A 15,807-nucleotide genomic window follows, 5' to 3' on the forward strand; every position below is an offset into this window, starting at 1 on the left:
ACGGCCCCGGTCAGGTGGCGGGCCCGCCCGGGACCGCGACGCCGTTCTCGTAGGCGAACACCACGGCCGCCGTCCGGTCGCGGAGGCCGAGCTTGCCGAGCACGTTGGAGACGTGCGTCTTGACCGTGGCCTCGCCCAGGAACAGCCGGCGGGCGATCTCGGCGTTGGAGGCCCCCGAGGCCAACCGGTCGAGCACCTCGCGTTCGCGTTCGGTAAGGGTCGCCAGTGCGGGGCTGGGGACGACGACGCGCGTCGTCGCGGGGTCGCCCACGGCGCGTTCGACCACGGCACGGGTGAGTTGGGGCGAGAGCAGGGCGTCTCCGCGGTGGACGACGGCGATCGCCTCGATCAGGTCCTCGGGCGTGGCCGTCTTGAGCAGGAAGCCGCTCGCCCCCGCCTGCAGGGCCCGGAAGACGTAGTCGTCCCGGCCGAAGGTCGTCAGGACGAGGACCGCCGGGCCGCCCCCGGGTGACTGCGCGAGGATGCGACGCGTGGCCTCGAGTCCGTCGAGGACGGGCATCTCGATGTCCATGACGACGACGTCGGGGCGGAGCCGCCGGACGAGGTCGACGGCCTCGAGCCCGTCGCAGGCCTCGCCGACGACGCGGACGTCGGGTGCGGTGTCGAGGATGATGCGGAAACCCGTGCGGACGAGGTCCTGGTCGTCGACGAGCAGGACGGAGACGGGGGCGGTCGTGTCGGTCATGGTCTCTCGGAAGGGTCGGCGGCGGTGACGTGGTCGAGGGGGCGGGCGTCGGCGCAGGCGGTCACGGGCAGGACCGCGCACACCCGGTAGCCCCCGCGCGGGCGGGGGCCGAGCTGGAGCTCGCCCCCGTGCAGGTCGACTCTCTCGCGCATGCCCCGCTGGCCCAGTCCGGGGCCGGTCGCCGTCGATCCCTGCGGGATTCCCGCGCCGGGATAGGGCATGGGGCCGGGACGACCGTCGTCGACGACCTCGACCTCGATCGTCCGGTCGCCGTAGCGGAGGTGCACCTCGGCGAGGGAGGCGTTGCCGTGCTTGAGGGTGTTGGTCAGGGCCTCCTGGGTGATGCGGTACAGGGTGACCCCGATGCTCTCGGGGACGTCGCGGGCGTCGCCGTGCACCGAGAACCGGACCTCGAGGCCCAGTGCCCGCGTGTCGGCCATGAGTTCGGGCAGGGCGCCGAGGCCCGAGGGGCCGGACCCGGCCTCGCCGTCCCGCGACCGCAGGACGGACAGCAGGCGGTCGAGCTCGACGATGGTCGTCCGCGCCGTGCCCTCGACGGCCGAGAGGGCGCCTCGTGCGATGTCGGGCCGGTCGAGCGTCCGCCGGGCGGCGCCCGCCTGGATGCCGATGACGGCGACGTGGTGGGCGACCACGTCGTGCAGCTCACGGGCGAGGCGGGTGCGTTCTTCGTTGATGGCCCGATCGGCGACGAGCTCGTGGGCGGCGCGGAGCTCGACCCCCGTGCGTTCGAGGGCGTGGAGCCGGGTGGCCGACACGCGGGCCGCCCGGCCGAACGCGATGGCCGTGACGAGGACGATGCCGTTCGACACGAGCGTGTAGGCGATCGTGGCGAGGGTCACGGGGTCGGGTGCCTCGGCGTCGGACACGTAGACGGAGTGCAGCCACACGCCGAGCCAGACGAACATGACCGCGGTCACGACGACGCTGACGACGAGCGCACGGCCGCGCCGGGCGGCCCAGGCGTTCGCGGTGAAGATGACCACGAACTCGACGATCGACGGGGTGAGGGTGTCGGGGTAGCCCCTCAGTTGGGCGGCCAGGAACACGGCCGACACGACGACGAGGACGGCCACGGGACGCTGCCGTCGGAAGGCGAGCGGGGCGCAGAGGCCCAGGAGCCACAGCACGCTCTCGAGGGTCGAGGGCGAACCCGCCCCGTCGGCGTCCTCGACGATGACGGCGCTGAGCCAGAGCGTGACGAGGCCGAGCGCCGCGGTGAGGGCGGTGATCCAGAGGTCGACGCGGGTGTCGCGTCGGGTGAGCGGCCGGCGGGCGTCGCCCGGCGTCGCGGCCGGGGTCGGGGCGGTCGTCGACGTCTCCACGCCGACCATCGTAGGGCAGACGGGCGTGCTGATTGAGGAAGACTCATGCATGCGCATGGAGAACGGGATGGACGACCCGTTTCGTCCGGGTGTCGGGGCGGACCGATCGCCTCGGCGCCCTCGGCGCCGTTCAGGCGCGCAGGTCGATGCCCAACAGCGCCTGCACGGCGTCGACGTCGACCTCGGACGGGGCGGTTCCCCGGGCCACGACGGCGTCGACGGCGTCGAGGGCCGAGGGCGTGTCGAGGTCGTCCGCGAGCGACGAGCGCAGGCCGACGACCAACGGGGTGGGGGCCGGGACCGGCACCGCGCCTCCTGCTCTCGTGGCGGCCCAGGCGAGCCAGCGCTCGAGCCGTCGTTCGGCGGTGACGAGGTCGGCGTCGAACCACTCCCAGTCGGAGCGGTAGTGGTGCGCCAGGAGGGCGAGCCGGACGGCGCGGGGGTCGCGGCCCGCGGCGACGAGCTCGCTGACCTTCACGAGGTTGCCGAGCGACTTGCTCATCTTCTCGCCCTGGTAGCCGACCATCCCGGTGTGCGTGTGGTGGACGGCGTAGGGGCGGCCGGTGAGGGCCGTGCCGTGCGCCGTGCTCATCTCGTGGTGCGGGAACACCAGGTCGCTCCCGCCGCCGTTGACGGTGACGGGCACGTCGAGGTGCTGCTGGGCGATGACGGTGCACTCGATGTGCCAACCGGGTCGGCCGGCGCCCACCGTGGTGGGCCAGGACGGCTCGTCGTCGCGGGCCGCGCGCCAGAGCAGCGGGTCGAGGGGGTCGCGCTTGCCGGCGCGATCGGGGTCACCGCCGCGCTCGGCGAAGAACCGGGCCATCGTCTCGGCGTCGTAGCGACTCTCGAGCCCCAGGTGCCAGTCGGTGTCGCGCTCGGCGGCCCGGACGTCGAAGTACAGGTCGTCGCCGGCGGTCGAGGCATCGGTCGGCACGGGGTACGCGAGACCCCGGTCGAGGAGGCGCGCCACGGCGTCGGCGACGTCGGTCACCACCTCGGTCACCGCGACGTAGTGCGTCGGCGGCACCACGGCCAGGTGCTGCATGTCGCTGCGGAAGAGGTCGGTCTGGCCGTCCGCGAGCTCTCGCCAGTCGACGCCGGTGGCCGTCGCCCGCTCGAGCAGCGGGTCGTCGACGTCGGTCGTGTTCTGGGCGTAGACCACCTCGACCCCGGCGTCGCGCCAGACGCGCAGCAGGGTGTCGAAGGCCAGGTAGGTCGACGCGTGACCCAGGTGGGTGGCGTCGTACGGCGTGATGCCGCACACGTAGAGACCGGCCCGCGACCCGTCGACCTCGGTCGGGTGCACCGTGCCGGTCGACGTGTCGTGGAGCGCCGGGAGGTCTCCCAGGCCCGGGAGGCGCGGGACGTCGGGTTCTGCCCAGGACCTCATGCGGCCACCACGCCCGTGCCGAGCAGGACGAGCAGGACGACGCCGAGCACGATGCGGTAGGCCACGAACGGGGCGAAGCTGCGGCGCGAGATGTAGTTCATGAAGAACGCGATGACGACGAAGCCGACGACGAACGCGACGACCGTGGCGGCCAGGGTCTCGCCCAGCGAGTAGGGCCCGGGGTCGCTGAAGCTCTGGACGAGTTCGTAGAGACCGCTGCCGAAGACGGCGGGCACGGCGAGCAGGAACGAGAACCGGGCGGCGGCGGGACGCGTGTAGCCGAGTGCGAGTGCCGTGGTCGTCGTGGCACCCGACCGCGAGACGCCGGGGAAGAGCGCCAGCACCTGGGCGACGCCGACGGCGATGCCGTGGCCGTAGCGCATGTCCTCGAAGCGCTCGGTCTTCTTGCCGAGACGATCGGCCAGTCCGAGAAGGACGCCGAACACGATCAGGACGATCGCCACGATCCAGAGCGAGCGGAACACCGTGCGGATGTACTCCTGCGCGACGTACCCCACGAGCACGATAGGGACGGTGCCGATGATGACGAGCCAGCCCATGCGGACGTCGGGGTCGGTGCGGGGGATCTTGCCGGTCACGCCCGCGAACCAGCGCGAGACGATGCGGGTGATGTCGCGCCGGAAGTAGATGACGACCGCGAGCTCGGTGCCGAGCTGCGTGATCGCCGTGAAGGTGGCGCCCGGGTCGAACTCGGCCGCCGCCCCGGGATCGCTGAAGAACAGGCCGACGAGCCGCAGGTGGGCGCTCGACGAGACGGGGAGGAACTCCGTGAGGCCCTGGACGAGGCCGAGCAGGAGTGCCTGGAGGAGATGCTCCACGCGGGTGACCCTTCTGGTGCGGGGGTTGCTAGTACGTCGACAACAAGTCCCGCAGGACGCGACTGCCAAAGGATAGTGCGTCGAGCGGGACCCGTTCGTCGACGCCGTGGAACATGGCCGGGAAGTCCATGTCCTCGTCGAGCCGGAGCGGGGCGAAGCCGTACCCGGCGATGCCGAGCAGGCTGAGGGCCTTGTTGTCGGTGCCGCCCGAGAGCAGGTAGGGCAGGACGGGTGCTCCCGGGTCGTGCCGGTCGAGGGTGGCGGTGATGGCGTCCACCAGGGGCCCCGAGAAGGGCGTCTCGAGCCCGATGTCGGTGTGCATCGTCTCGATCTCGACGTCGTCGCCGATCAGGGCCCGGACCTCGGCGAGCACCGCCGCCTCCTGCCCCGGCATGCACCGGATGTCGACCAGGGCCTCGGCCGTGTCGGGCACGACGTTGTGCTTGTAGCCCGCCGTCAGCATCGTGGGGTTGGTCGTCGTGCGCAGCGAGCCGCGGATGAAGCCCTTGGCGGTGCCGGTGCGCAGGACCAGTTCGTCGGGTGCGACCTCGTGCACGTCGACGTCGAGGATGCGGGCCACCTCGCCCAGCAGGGCGGTCGTCGTGTCCGTCAGCACGATCGGCCACTGCTGGCGGCCGAGGACGGCCACCGCCTCGGCCAGGCGCGTCACGGCGTTCGCCTCGATCATCTGCGAGCCGTGGCCGGCGGTGCCCCGAGCCCTGAGCTTGATCCAGATCAGGGCCTTCTCGCCCGTCTGCAGCAGGTACGAGCGTCGACCGTCGATGAAGGTCGAGTAGCCACCGACCTCGCTGATCGCCTCGGTGGCGCCGTCGAACAACCCGGGGTGTTCCTTCACCAGGAAGTGCGAGCCGAGGACTCCCCCGGCCTCCTCGTCGGCGAGGAAGCCCAGCACGAGGTCGCGGGCCGGTCGTTCGCCCGCCCGCAGGATGTCGCCGACGGCCGTCAGCATCATGGCGTCCATGTTCTTCATGTCGACGGCGCCGCGCCCCCAGAGCATGCCGTCGCGGACGACGCCGCCGAACGGGTCGACCGACCAGTTCGCGGGGTCGGCGGGCACGACGTCGAGGTGGCCGTGCACCACCAGTCCGGGCTTCGCCGGCTCGGCGCCCTCGACCCGGGCGATCACGCTGACCCGGCCGGGTTCGGACTCGAACAGCTGCGGCTCGAGACCGAGGGCGCGGAGGGCCGCCTCGACGTACTCGGCGGCATCCGCCTCGCCGTTCGACCGCCCACCGCCGTAGTTCGACGTGTCGAACCGGATGAGGTCGCGGGCGATGCGGGCCGTCTCGTCGAGCTCGGGCTCGGTCGGGCCGGTGCTCGTGGGGGTCGTCGTCATGCGCCCCACGCTACCTGCCGCGCCGCTCACGCCGACGGACGTGGCCGTGGTCACGAGGGCCCTCCGAGCCGTGCTAATCTTTCGTGTCGGCTTCGGTCGACACCATCCAGTCCGGGTGGCGGAAATGGCAGACGCGCTAGCTTGAGGTGCTAGTGCCCGTATAGGGCGTGGGGGTTCAAGTCCCCCCTCGGACACTCGAAACACTCTCTCTCTCGAGAGTGGGTTTCATCAGATCTGTGTTGAGACAGATGCTTGTTCGCAAGCGACGGAAGGCCCGCACACCCCGGTGTGCGGGCCTTCCTTGGTTCTCCGGCCTTCGTCGGTCGTCAGACCGCGCTGCCGAGGTTACCGCTGGCGACGATCGAGCCGTTGATGCCCTGCGGGAAGAACCCGCCCTTGTCGATCTGGTTCGGCGTCAGGTACACGACGTTGAGCACGCGCTCGGCGGTCCGTCCGTAGACGATGGCGTTGGCGTCGGTCGGCACGAGGTTCTGGACGCCACCGAGGGTCAGGCCCTGGTCGTCGTCCGTCGACCCGTCGAGGGAGTCGCGGGCGTCCGAGATCTTCGTCGCGGGCACCTGCAGTCCCTTGGCGTTCAGCGTGGTGCGGATGATGCCCGCGTGGTACGCCTCGACCGCGAGGATGCCGGCGGCCGCGCCGAGGTAGGTCTTGTTGTAGATCAGGGGCGCGGCGCCCTTGTAGGCGGTCACGCCGACGTCCTCGAAGATGAACGCCCCGAGCAGGAAGTTCTCCTCCGAGGCGAACGGGTCGAAGGTCTGGCCCGGTGTGATGACCCCCGCCGCGAGGGCCGCCGCCGTGAAGCTGCTCTGCAGGTCGATCGCCGGTCGCGACACCTTCGCGCCGCCGAGTGCCGACCGCAAGAAGGAGACGTGCGCCTTCTCGTCCGCCGCGATCTCCTGCGCGATGCGCTTGACGATCGTGGTCTTGAACGGCACGGGTGCGCCGCCGACGACGCCGCCCTGGGGGTCGATGCCCGTGATCTGGTCGGCGGGCAGCCCCGAGCCGGTGACGGCCCGGAGGTAGAACTCCGCCTCGAGGTACTCGAGGTTGAGTGCGAAGTTGAGGATCGTCGCATCACTGATCACCTCGTCGGAGGGCGACACGGCGGCCGCGGACTGGGCGGGCAGCGTCGCGGCGACCGCGGCGAGCCCCGTGCCGAGGCCCGTGACCCCGGCGGCGGCGAGCAGCCGTCGTCGATCGATCGGGGTCTCGGCGCTCCGGGAGATGGCACTGCTGATGAAGCGTGTGTCGAACATCGTCGTTCCTTCGGGTGTGTTCGTGCAGCGAGGTGTGCCGTCGGTGCGCGCTCCCAGATGACGGCACCGGCGACGTCGGGGTCGGGTGACCCGTTCGGGGGACAAGCTAGCCCCCTCGCCTCCCGTCCGGTAGCCCCCGCCTCCCCTGGTCGTCCCCGGCGCCCGTAGGGTCGGGTCATGTCGCTCTCGATGGCCGCCACGCGTGCTCTTCTGCGCCTCCGGCTCCGCCTCCGCCCCCGCTCGACCGAGTCCGAGGACTCGCTCGTCCGCTCGGTCGCCCGTCAGGGCTCCGCCGCGCCGGTCACGCGAGCGGTGCACCGCGTCGCGACCGTCGAGGAGGCGCGGGTCGGTGGTGAGCGCGTCGTCACGCTCCGTCCGCGTCGGGCCCCGAGCGGCGTCCACGTGGTCTACCTGCACGGCGGTGCCTACGTGCACCCCGTCCTGGCCACGCACTGGAACCTGCTCGCGGGTCTCGTCCGCGCCTCCAGGGCCGTCGTCACGGTGCCCCTCTACGGGCTCGCCCCGGCCCACGACGTGGACGACGCGCTGCCGCTGCTGGACGCCGTCCTCGAGGACGTGCGACGCGCCTCCCCGTCCCGCGTCGTCGTGGCCGGCGACTCGGCGGGCGGGGCGCTCGCCCTCGTCGCGGCCATGCGGGGACGCGACGCCGGCCGACCGGCACCCGACGCGCTCGTGCTCTTCTCCCCGTGGGTGGACGCCCTGCTCGACTCCCCCGCGATCGACGAGGTCGCACCGCTCGACCCGATGCTCGCCCGCGACGGTCTCGTCGCCGCGGGTCGGTGGTGGGCCGGCGACCGTGATCCGGCCGACCCCCTCGTCAGCCCGGTGCGCGGCGACCTCTCGGGTCTCCCGCCCGTGTTCGCCTACGCCGGGGATCGCGACCTGCTGACGCCCGACGTGAAGCGGCTGGCCGCCGGCGTGACCGCGGCGGGTGGACGCGTCGAGCTGCGGCTGTACCGCGGTGCCTTCCACGACTTCGTCGGCGCGCCCTGGACCCCGGAGGCGCGGAGGGCGCTCCGACACGCCGCCTCGGTGATCCGTGGGGACGCGTCGATCGCGGGCCGGACCGTGCCGCCCCGCGCGTAGGGTCGCAGTCGGCGCGGGCGTCGGTGCCCCGCCTCGACGACGAGAGGTGCCACACATGGAGTACGCACGACTGGGCACGAGCGGCCTGACCGTCTCGGCGGTGACCCTGGGGTGCATGAGCTACGGCGTGCCCGACCGCGGGACGCACGAGTGGAGCCTGCCCGAGGACGAGAGCCGCCCGTTCATCTCGCGGGCGCTCGAGCTCGGCATCACGACCTTCGACACCGCCGACGTCTACTCGGACGGCACCAGCGAGGAGATCGTCGGACGGGCACTGCGGGACTTCGCGACCCGCGAGGAGGTCGTCCTGGCGACCAAGGTGCACGGCCGGATGCGTCCCGGCCCGAACGGGGCCGGGCTCAGCCGGGGGCACGTCATGAGCGCGATCGACGACAGCCTGCGCCGGCTCGGCACCGACCACGTCGACCTGTACCAGATCCACCGCTTCGACCCCGAGGTGCCCGTGGAGGAGACGATGGAGGCGCTCCACGACGTCGTCAAGGCCGGCAAGGCCCGCTACATCGGCGCCTCGAGCATGTGGGCCTGGCAGTTCGCCTCGATGCAGCACGCGGCCGACCTCGGGGGCTGGACGCGTTTCGTCTCGATGCAGGACCAGTACAGCCTGATCCAACGCGAGGAAGAGCGTGAGATGCACCCCTATTGCCTGGACCAGGGCGTCGGCGTGCTGCCCTGGTCGCCCCTGGCCCGCGGGAAGCTGACCCGGGACTGGGACGCCACCACGGCCCGGACCGAGACCGACCGCTTCGGTCAGACGCTCTACAAGCAGCGCGAGGACGGTGACCGCCTCGTGGCGCAGGCCGTCGCCGACGTCGCGGAGGCGCGGGGCGTGCCTCGCGCACAGGTCGCGTTGGCCTGGGTGCGGCAGCAGGACGCGGTCACGTCTCCCATCGTCGGTGCCACGAAGATGCAGCACCTCGACGACGCCGTGGCCTCGGTCGACCTGTGGCTCACCGACGACGAGCTCGACGCGCTGGAGTCGCCCTACGTGACCCGCGAGAACGAGGGGTTCTGACGACACGGTCCCGCCCGGTCGACCGGCACCACGTCGGTCTAGGGTGAGCCGCACGGGCGGCGACGACGCCGACCGACCTCGACGAAGGGCAGCACCCATGGGCAGCGACGCCAACCACCACGAGCACGACCGGCCGAGCACCGGCGGACCCACCTCGGGCGAGGACGGCTCGTACGTCGACGACGACCTCGACGGCGGCGCCCGCACGCGCGGGCCGCACGACGGCGAGGCCGACGGCACCTACACCGAAGAGGCCGGCACGAGCGAGGGCGACGGGTCGTACGTCGACGCGCAGGTCCCGGACGAGCCGGCCGCCGACGGCGGTCCCCACGACGGCGAACCGGACGGGTCGTTCACGCAGAGCGACCTCGACGGCGGTCGCTGACCCCACCGGCCGACGCGTGGCCGTGCCCGGCCCGGCCCCCGAGGGGTGCCGGGCCGTTCGGCGTGTGGCGTTCCGGCAGGCTGCCCCGGGGGTACGGTCGTCTGAGGGAGGAACACATACATGACCAAGCGAATCGTAATTCTCGGCGGCGGTTCCGCCGGGCTCACCACTGCACTCGAACTGCAGAAGCGACACCCACCCCAGGCGGCGAGCATCACACTCGTCGACCAGGCCCCGTACTTCACCTACCAGCCGTTCTTGCCCGAGGTCGCCGGTGGCCACATCGCCGCCCGCGACGTCACCGTGCCGCTGCGCAAGACGCTCAAGCGCACGAAGGTCGTCGAGGCGTCGGTCACCGGGTTCGACAGCGAGGCCAAGAAGGTCACCGTCACGAGTGCGGACGGCGAGTCCAGCGACATCGCCTACGACCAGTTGGTCGTCGCCCTCGGCGCCGTCACCCGGACCTTCCCGACCCCGGGCCTGGCCGAGAACGGCGTGGGCTTCAAGAGCGTCGAAGAGGCTCAGTACGTCCGTGACCGCATCCTCGGCAACATCGCCGAGGCGGCGAGCGTCAAGGACCCGGCCGTCCGCCGCAAGCTCCTCACCGTCGTCTTCGTCGGTGGCGGCTACACCGGCGTCGAGGCCCTCGCCGAACTGTCCGACGCCGCGAACTCCGCCATCGACACGTTCCCGAACCTGTCGCGCGACGAACTGCGCTTCGTGCTCGTCGAGGCCCTGGACCGCGTCGCCCCCGAGGTCGGTCCCGAGCTCTCGAAGTGGACCCTGGGCCAGTTGCGCGGTCGAGGCATCGACATCCGCCTCAAGACGACGATGCCCTCGTGCGTCGACGGCGACGTCGTGCTGAGCGACGGCGAGACCATCCCCGCCGGCACGATCGTCTGGACGGCCGGCGTCAAGCCGAACCCGGTGCTCGGCGACATGGGCCTCCCCCTCGGCCCGAAGGGGCACGTGAACGTCAGCGCGACCCTGCAGGTCCAGACCGAGGACGGCCAGAAGCTCGACGGCGTCTGGGCCCTCGGCGACGGCGCGCAGGTCCCCGACCTGCTGGCCGAGAAGCAGCCGGCGTACTACCCGCCGAACGCGCAGAACGCCGTGCGCCAGGCGGTCACCGTGGCCGACAACGTCATCGCGACCCTGTCGGGCGAGCCCGTCAAGGAGTACCGCCACGAGTCGCTCGGCACCGTGGCGAGCTACGGCATCGGCAAGGGCGCGGCCAGCATGTTCGGCCTCCAGCTGAAGAACGTGCCGGCCTGGATGGCCCACCGCGGCTACCACCTGTACGCGATGCCGACGCTGAACCGGAAGTTCCGCATCCTGTCGGGCTGGGTGACGAACTTCGTCGGCGGCCGCGACACGACCCCGCTGGTGGGTCTCGGCGACCCGCGCGCGGGATTCCTCAAGGTGACGCCGAAGGTCGACGCGAAGAAGTAGTCGCGACCGACCTCGAGAAGGAGGCGCGTCCCGGGTGACCGGGGCGCGCCTCCTTCGTCGTCGGTGCGGTGGAGCGGCCCGGGGCCCGGCTCAGGCCGTGGTGAGGCGCCGCACGGCCTCGTGCACGATCTCGCGTTGCAGGGCGGGGTCGAGCACCACGCCCGGATGCGCCTCGCCGAGACCGGGCAGGTTCTGCCAGGCGCAGGCGAGCGACATGACGAGGGCGAAGATGTCGTCGCTGCTCCAGGACACCGTCACGGCGGGGTCGCCGCGAAGGCGGTCGAGCTGCGACAGGGCGGCGTCCTGGACCGAGCGCAGGGTGGGGACCGAGGCCTCCCAGTCGTGCTCGCCCTCGAGCCGGGCCCAGGCGAGCAGCCGGTTGTGGTCGGGGTGGGCCTGCATGTGGTCGAAGACGGCGAGGGCGAACTCCTCGACGCTCGCGGCAGGGCGGGACGCGGCCTCGCCCATGGTCTCGAAGGTGCCGTTCAGGACGGTCGTGAAGAGCGACCGCTTGTCACCGAAGTTCGCGTAGAGACGCTCCTTGCTGCAGCCGGCCTCGGCCGCGATGCGGTCGACGCGCGCCCCGGCCAACCCGTGTCGCGAGAACTCCGCGGTCGCGGCCTCGAGGATGGCTCGACGGGTCTCGGCGGCATCGGTTCGCATCGGATCACCGTAGCCGACTTACGGACCAACCAACTAGTAGGTAGGGTAGTTCGTCGTCCCCCAGAGAAACAGGTACCGCAGTGACCACCGTCGCCCCCGCCCCCACCGAGACGCGTTCGTCGCGCCGTTGGTGGGTGCTCGTCATCGTCGCCCTCGCGCAACTCGTCGTCGTCCTCGACGGCACCATCGTCAACATCGCCCTGCCCGACGCCCAGGCCGACCTCGGCCTCAGCGACGAGAACCGCCAGTGGGTCGTGACGGCCTACGCGCTCGCCTTCGGCGCGCTGCTGCTGCTCGGCGGTCGGATCGCCGACTTCTGGGGCCGCAAGCGCACCTTCATCGTCGGGATGGTCGGCTTCGGAGCCGCCTCCGCGTTCGGCGGGCTCGTGCAGACCGGTGGTGAGCTGATCCTCGCCCGCGGCCTGCAGGGCGTGTTCGCGGCCCTGCTCGCCCCCGCGGCCCTGGCCGTGCTCACCACCACCTTCGCGTCGGGTCGCGACCGGAACACCGCCTTCGCCGTCTTCGGCGCCATCTCGGGCGCCGGCGCGGCCGTCGGGCTCGTGCTCGGCGGTGTGCTGACCGAGTTCGTCAGCTGGCGCTGGTGCCTGCTCGTCAACGTGCCGATCGTGCTCGTCGCCATCGTCGCCGCCGCCTTCGTCGTGAGCGAGAGCCGGGCCGAGGGGCGGAACCGCCTCGACGTCGTCGGCACGATCGTCGTCGCGGCCGGCCTCGCCAGCCTCGTCTACGGCTTCACCCGGGCCGAGGACGGCTGGGGCTCGGCCGTCGTCATCGGCTTCATCGCCCTGGGGGCCGGTCTGCTCGCCCTGTTCGTCGTCGTCGAGCGACGGAGCGACCACCCGCTGCTGCCGATGCGCGTGCTCGCCGACCGCGTCCGTGGCGGAGCCTTCCTGGTGCAGTTGATCGTCGGGAGCGTCATGATCGGCGCCCTGCTCTACCTGACCTTCCACCTGCAGATCGTGCTCGGCTTCGGCCCGCTCGAGGCGGGGCTCGCCAGCCTGCCGATGACGCTGGTCATCATGGTCTGCGCTCCCCTGCTGACGAAGGCGCTGCCGGTCGTCGGCCCCCGCCCGATGATGATCGTCGGGCCGCTCGTCGCGGGGGCCGGGCTGCTCTGGCTCGCCACGCAGATCACGGCCGACGGCTCGTATGCCGTCCAGGTACTGCCGGCCCTGCTCGTCATGGGCGTCGGCCTCGCCGGCGTCTTCGTGCCCATGCAGAACCTGGCGCTCAGTCGGGTCGCCCCGCACGACGCCGGTGCCGCCAGCGCGACCTCGAACGCCATGATGCAGATCGGCGGATCGATCGGTCTCGCCGTCTTCACGAACCTCTACGCCGGGGCCGTCGCGTCCTCGACGTCGACGGTGGGCGGGCCGCTCGGTCCGCTGGTCGACGGCTACTCGGTGGCCTTCCTCGCCGCCGCGGTCGCCATGCTGCTCGCCGCGCCGATCTCGTTCTTCCTCATCCGCGGCCGCAAGGAGGACCTGCTGCCCACCGAGGCGCCCGTGCACCTCGGCTGATCAGGTCGGGGTCGGCGTGCCGGTGGCGGTCCGGGGCAGGCGGATCGCCGCCCCGGCTGCCACGGCCAGCAGGACGGCCGCGACGCCGAACGCCGCGGGGTACGAGACCGTGTCGACGAGCAGGCCCGCGACGAGCGGCCCGGCGATCGCCCCCACGTCCGAGCACATCGAGAAGATCGCGACGGGACGACCACCGCGGGCCCCCGCGGCGTCGCCGACGAGTGCCGCGGGCGCGGTGCCCATGAACGCCGTCGCCACGCCGTAGAGGCAGAGCAGGGCGCCGAGCGTCCAGACGTCCGGGGCGAGGGACACCGCGAACAGGGTCACGGCCGCCACCGCGAAGGAACCGATCACGGCCGGTCGACGGCCGACGGTGTCGACGAAGCGCGCAGCCGGTGCCAACGCGATGGTCTGGGCCACCGCCGACGCGGCGAAGAGCAACCCCGTCCAGGCCGTCGGTCCGCGCAGGACCTCGACCACGAGGACGGGGACGAGGGCGCTGCGCACCCCCAGAGACGACCAACCCTGTGCGAAGTTGGCCACGCACGCGGTCCGGAACCGCACGTCGCGCAGCACGACCCCGAGGGGCACCGGAGGCGCGGTGACGGTCGTCGAGGAGTGCTGCGGTGCCCGGCGCAGGAGCACGACGCCGACCAGGCCGGCCACGGCGAGCGTGCCCGCGTACAAGAAGAACGGCGCCGTCAACGAGATGGTCGCGAGCAGCCCGCCGAGGGCAGGACCCGCCATGCCGCCGACGAGGAACCCGCCCTGGTAGAAGCCGACGGCCCGGGCCCGGAGCGACGGGTCGGTCGCGCCGAGAAGCAACGTCATCGCCGCGATGCTGAACATGGCCGAGCCGATGCCGCCCGCCCCCCGGAGCAGGAGGAGCTGCGGGTAGGTCTGGGCGAGCCCGGCGAGTCCGCTCGACAGCGCCACGATGCCGATGCCCACCGAGAGCACGACCCGCTCGCCCATCAGGTCGATGAGTCGACCCACGAACGGGCTCGCCACGAGGCGCATGAGGGCGAAGGCCGAGAGGACGGCACCCACCAGGGCGTGGTCGACGCCGAAGCTGCGGGCGTAGACCGGCAGGACCGGGACGACCACCCCGAAGCCGACCATGACGAAGAAGGCGATCACGCCGAGGACGTAGACGTCGCGGGTGAGACGGGGGCGGTCGACGTCGGTGACATGGCGGCGGAACGGGAGCACCGACACAGGCTACGGGGCGCGGAGTGTGACCTCGTGTGTCGGCGAGGACGACAGCACGGGCCCGGGTCGTGATGATGGCCTCATGACTCGACGAATCCGGTTCAACGCCTTCGACATGAACTGCGTGGGGCACCAGTCCCCCGGTCTCTGGCGGCACCCCGACGACCGCTCGGCCGACTACACGAAGCTGAGCTACTGGACCTCCCTCGCGCGCCTCCTCGAGAAGGGCGTCTTCGACGGGCTCTTCATCGCCGACGTGCTCGGCACGTACGACGTCTACGGCGGCAACCACGACGCGGCGTTGCGCAACGGCACCCAGACCCCGGTCGGCGACCCGGTGCTGCTCGTCTCGGCCATGGCCGCCGCGACCGAGCACCTGGGCTTCGGCATCACCGCCGGCACGGCCTACGAGCACCCCTACCCGTTCGCCCGGCGCATGTCGACGCTCGACCACCTGACGGAGGGGCGGATCGGCTGGAACGTCGTCACCGGCTACCTGCCGAGCGCCGCCCGCAACATGGGTGCCGACGACCAGCTCGACCACGACACCCGGTACGACCAGGCCGACGAGTACCTCGAGGTCCTGTACAAGCTGTGGGAGGGGTCGTGGGAGGACGACGCGGTCGTCCGCGACCGTGAGTCCGGCGTCTTCACCGACCCGGCGAAGGTGCACGAGATCGGGCACGACGGCACCTACTACAAGGTGCCCGGCATCCACATCGCCGAGCCCAGCCCTCAGCGCACCCCCGTGATCTACCAGGCGGGTGCCTCGCCGCGGGGCATCCGCTTCGCCGCCGGCAACGCCGAGTCGATCTTCGTGGCGGCCCCGACCAAGGAACGCCTGGCCGCGACGGTCGGCAAGATCCGGGACGCGCTCGAGGCCGCGGGCCGCGACCGCTACTCGGCGCGCATCTACACGTTGCTGACCATCATCACCGACGCCACCCCCGAGGCCGCCCGGGCCAAGCACGACGAGTACCGGCGATACGCCTCGCACGAGGGCGCCCTGACGCTCATGTCGGGCTGGATGGGCGTCGACCTCTCGACCTACTCGCTCGACGACCCGGTGGGTGACGTCGAGAGCAACGCCATCCAGTCGGCCCTCGCGAACTTCCAGGCGCAGGCGGGTGACACGGGCGCGGAGTGGACGATCCGCGACATCGCCGAGGCGGCCGGGATCGGCGGTCTCGGGCCCCGCATCGTCGGGTCCGGCGAGGAGATCGCCGACCAGCTCCAGGAGTGGGTCGACGAGACCGACGTCGACGGGTTCAACCTCGCCTACGCCATCACTCCGGGCACGTTCGAGGACGTCGTCGAGCACGTGATCCCCGTGCTCCAGGCCCGGGGCGTCTATCCCACCGAGTACGAGCCGGGCACGCTGCGGCAGAAGCTGTTCGGGCGCGGAGACCGGTTGCCGGACGAGCACCACGGGGCGCGGTACAAGGTCTCGAGCGGAGCCCGCGTCGGCTGACGGAGGCCCTGCGGGGCAAGGATCTGAGGAT

General features: G+C 71.9%; 14 protein-coding genes and 1 tRNA gene. 7 read left to right on the forward strand and 8 right to left on the reverse strand.

Going from position 1 to position 15,807, the window contains the following annotated elements; genetic code table 11:
* Positions 1–10 precede the first annotated feature (10 nt).
* The 5 genes from ACIOSR_RS00595 to ACIOSR_RS00615 all read right to left on the reverse strand — a co-directional run bounded on the left by ACIOSR_RS00595 (position 11) and on the right by ACIOSR_RS00615 (position 5,638).
* Positions 11–706 carry a response regulator transcription factor gene (locus ACIOSR_RS00595; RefSeq protein ID WP_056045093.1) on the reverse strand — a complete coding sequence of 232 codons (696 nt, stop codon included), beginning with the start codon at positions 704–706 and terminating at the stop codon, positions 11–13.
* Positions 703–2,049, reverse strand: coding sequence for a sensor histidine kinase (locus tag ACIOSR_RS00600; protein ID WP_402751600.1), 1,347 nt, complete (start codon positions 2,047–2,049; stop codon positions 703–705). Before ACIOSR_RS00600 ends, ACIOSR_RS00595 begins: the two co-directional genes overlap by 4 nt.
* A 130-nt stretch (positions 2,050–2,179) precedes the next feature.
* Entirely contained in the window at positions 2,180–3,442 is a 1,263-nt protein-coding gene (mshC, locus tag ACIOSR_RS00605; protein ID WP_056045100.1) for a cysteine--1-D-myo-inosityl 2-amino-2-deoxy-alpha-D-glucopyranoside ligase, read from the reverse strand.
* On the reverse strand, positions 3,439–4,281 hold the full coding sequence (locus ACIOSR_RS00610) for an undecaprenyl-diphosphate phosphatase (RefSeq protein ID WP_056045103.1): 843 nt from the start codon (positions 4,279–4,281) through the stop codon (positions 3,439–3,441). The genes mshC and ACIOSR_RS00610 overlap by 4 nt, the downstream gene beginning before the upstream one ends.
* Positions 4,282–4,309: 28 nt before the next feature.
* The gene (locus tag ACIOSR_RS00615) at positions 4,310–5,638 is read right to left on the reverse strand and encodes a M20/M25/M40 family metallo-hydrolase (protein ID WP_402751601.1); all 1,329 of its coding nucleotides are present in this window, start codon (positions 5,636–5,638) and stop codon (positions 4,310–4,312) included.
* Between the two features lie 109 nt (positions 5,639–5,747).
* Here ACIOSR_RS00615 and ACIOSR_RS00620 point away from each other — a divergent pair.
* Positions 5,748–5,832 (forward strand) — tRNA-Leu (locus ACIOSR_RS00620).
* Positions 5,833–5,964: 132 nt separating this feature from the next.
* Here the strand turns inward: ACIOSR_RS00620 and ACIOSR_RS00625 are convergent.
* Entirely contained in the window at positions 5,965–6,915 is a 951-nt protein-coding gene (locus ACIOSR_RS00625) for a ferritin-like domain-containing protein (RefSeq protein ID WP_402751602.1), read from the reverse strand.
* A 177-nt stretch (positions 6,916–7,092) separates the two neighbouring features.
* Between ACIOSR_RS00625 and ACIOSR_RS00630 the strand changes: the two genes are divergently transcribed.
* The 4 genes from ACIOSR_RS00630 (at position 7,093) to ACIOSR_RS00645 (ending at position 10,892) form a co-directional block, all read left to right on the forward strand.
* Entirely contained in the window at positions 7,093–8,022 is a 930-nt protein-coding gene (locus tag ACIOSR_RS00630) for an alpha/beta hydrolase fold domain-containing protein (protein ID WP_402751603.1), read from the forward strand.
* A 55-nt stretch (positions 8,023–8,077) separates the two neighbouring features.
* A complete protein-coding gene (locus tag ACIOSR_RS00635) occupies positions 8,078–9,055 on the forward strand; it encodes an aldo/keto reductase (RefSeq protein ID WP_402751604.1) in 978 nt (325 codons plus the stop codon).
* A gap of 97 nt (positions 9,056–9,152) precedes the next feature.
* Positions 9,153–9,440, forward strand: a complete 288-nt coding sequence (locus ACIOSR_RS00640; protein WP_043594967.1) for a hypothetical protein — start codon at positions 9,153–9,155, stop codon at positions 9,438–9,440.
* Between the two features lie 120 nt (positions 9,441–9,560).
* On the forward strand, positions 9,561–10,892 hold the full coding sequence (locus ACIOSR_RS00645) for an NAD(P)/FAD-dependent oxidoreductase (RefSeq protein WP_402751605.1): 1,332 nt from the start codon (positions 9,561–9,563) through the stop codon (positions 10,890–10,892).
* A gap of 90 nt (positions 10,893–10,982) precedes the next feature.
* Here the strand turns inward: ACIOSR_RS00645 and ACIOSR_RS00650 are convergent, their stop codons facing one another.
* Positions 10,983–11,555: a TetR/AcrR family transcriptional regulator gene (locus ACIOSR_RS00650; RefSeq protein ID WP_159826635.1), complete on the reverse strand. Its 573-nt coding sequence runs from the start codon at positions 11,553–11,555 to the stop codon at positions 10,983–10,985.
* 80 nt (positions 11,556–11,635) lie between these two features.
* On the opposite strand from ACIOSR_RS00650, the gene ACIOSR_RS00655 reads away from it, so the two are divergent.
* Positions 11,636–13,093 (forward strand): MFS transporter, encoded by a 1,458-nt coding sequence (locus tag ACIOSR_RS00655; RefSeq protein WP_200412190.1) that lies wholly within the window; start codon positions 11,636–11,638, stop codon positions 13,091–13,093.
* On the opposite strand, the gene ACIOSR_RS00660 is transcribed toward ACIOSR_RS00655, so the two are convergent.
* The gene (locus tag ACIOSR_RS00660) at positions 13,094–14,305 is read right to left on the reverse strand and encodes an MFS transporter (protein ID WP_402751606.1); all 1,212 of its coding nucleotides are present in this window, start codon (positions 14,303–14,305) and stop codon (positions 13,094–13,096) included.
* Between the two features lie 82 nt (positions 14,306–14,387).
* On the opposite strand from ACIOSR_RS00660, the gene ACIOSR_RS00665 reads away from it, so the two are divergent.
* Positions 14,388–15,776 carry an LLM class flavin-dependent oxidoreductase gene (locus ACIOSR_RS00665; RefSeq protein ID WP_402751607.1) on the forward strand — a complete coding sequence of 463 codons (1,389 nt, stop codon included), beginning with the start codon at positions 14,388–14,390 and terminating at the stop codon, positions 15,774–15,776.
* The last annotated feature ends 31 nt before the right edge of the window (positions 15,777–15,807 follow it).

Source organism: Frigoribacterium sp. NPDC087798 (genome assembly GCF_044742985.1).
Lineage (GTDB): Bacteria > Actinomycetota > Actinomycetes > Actinomycetales > Microbacteriaceae > Frigoribacterium.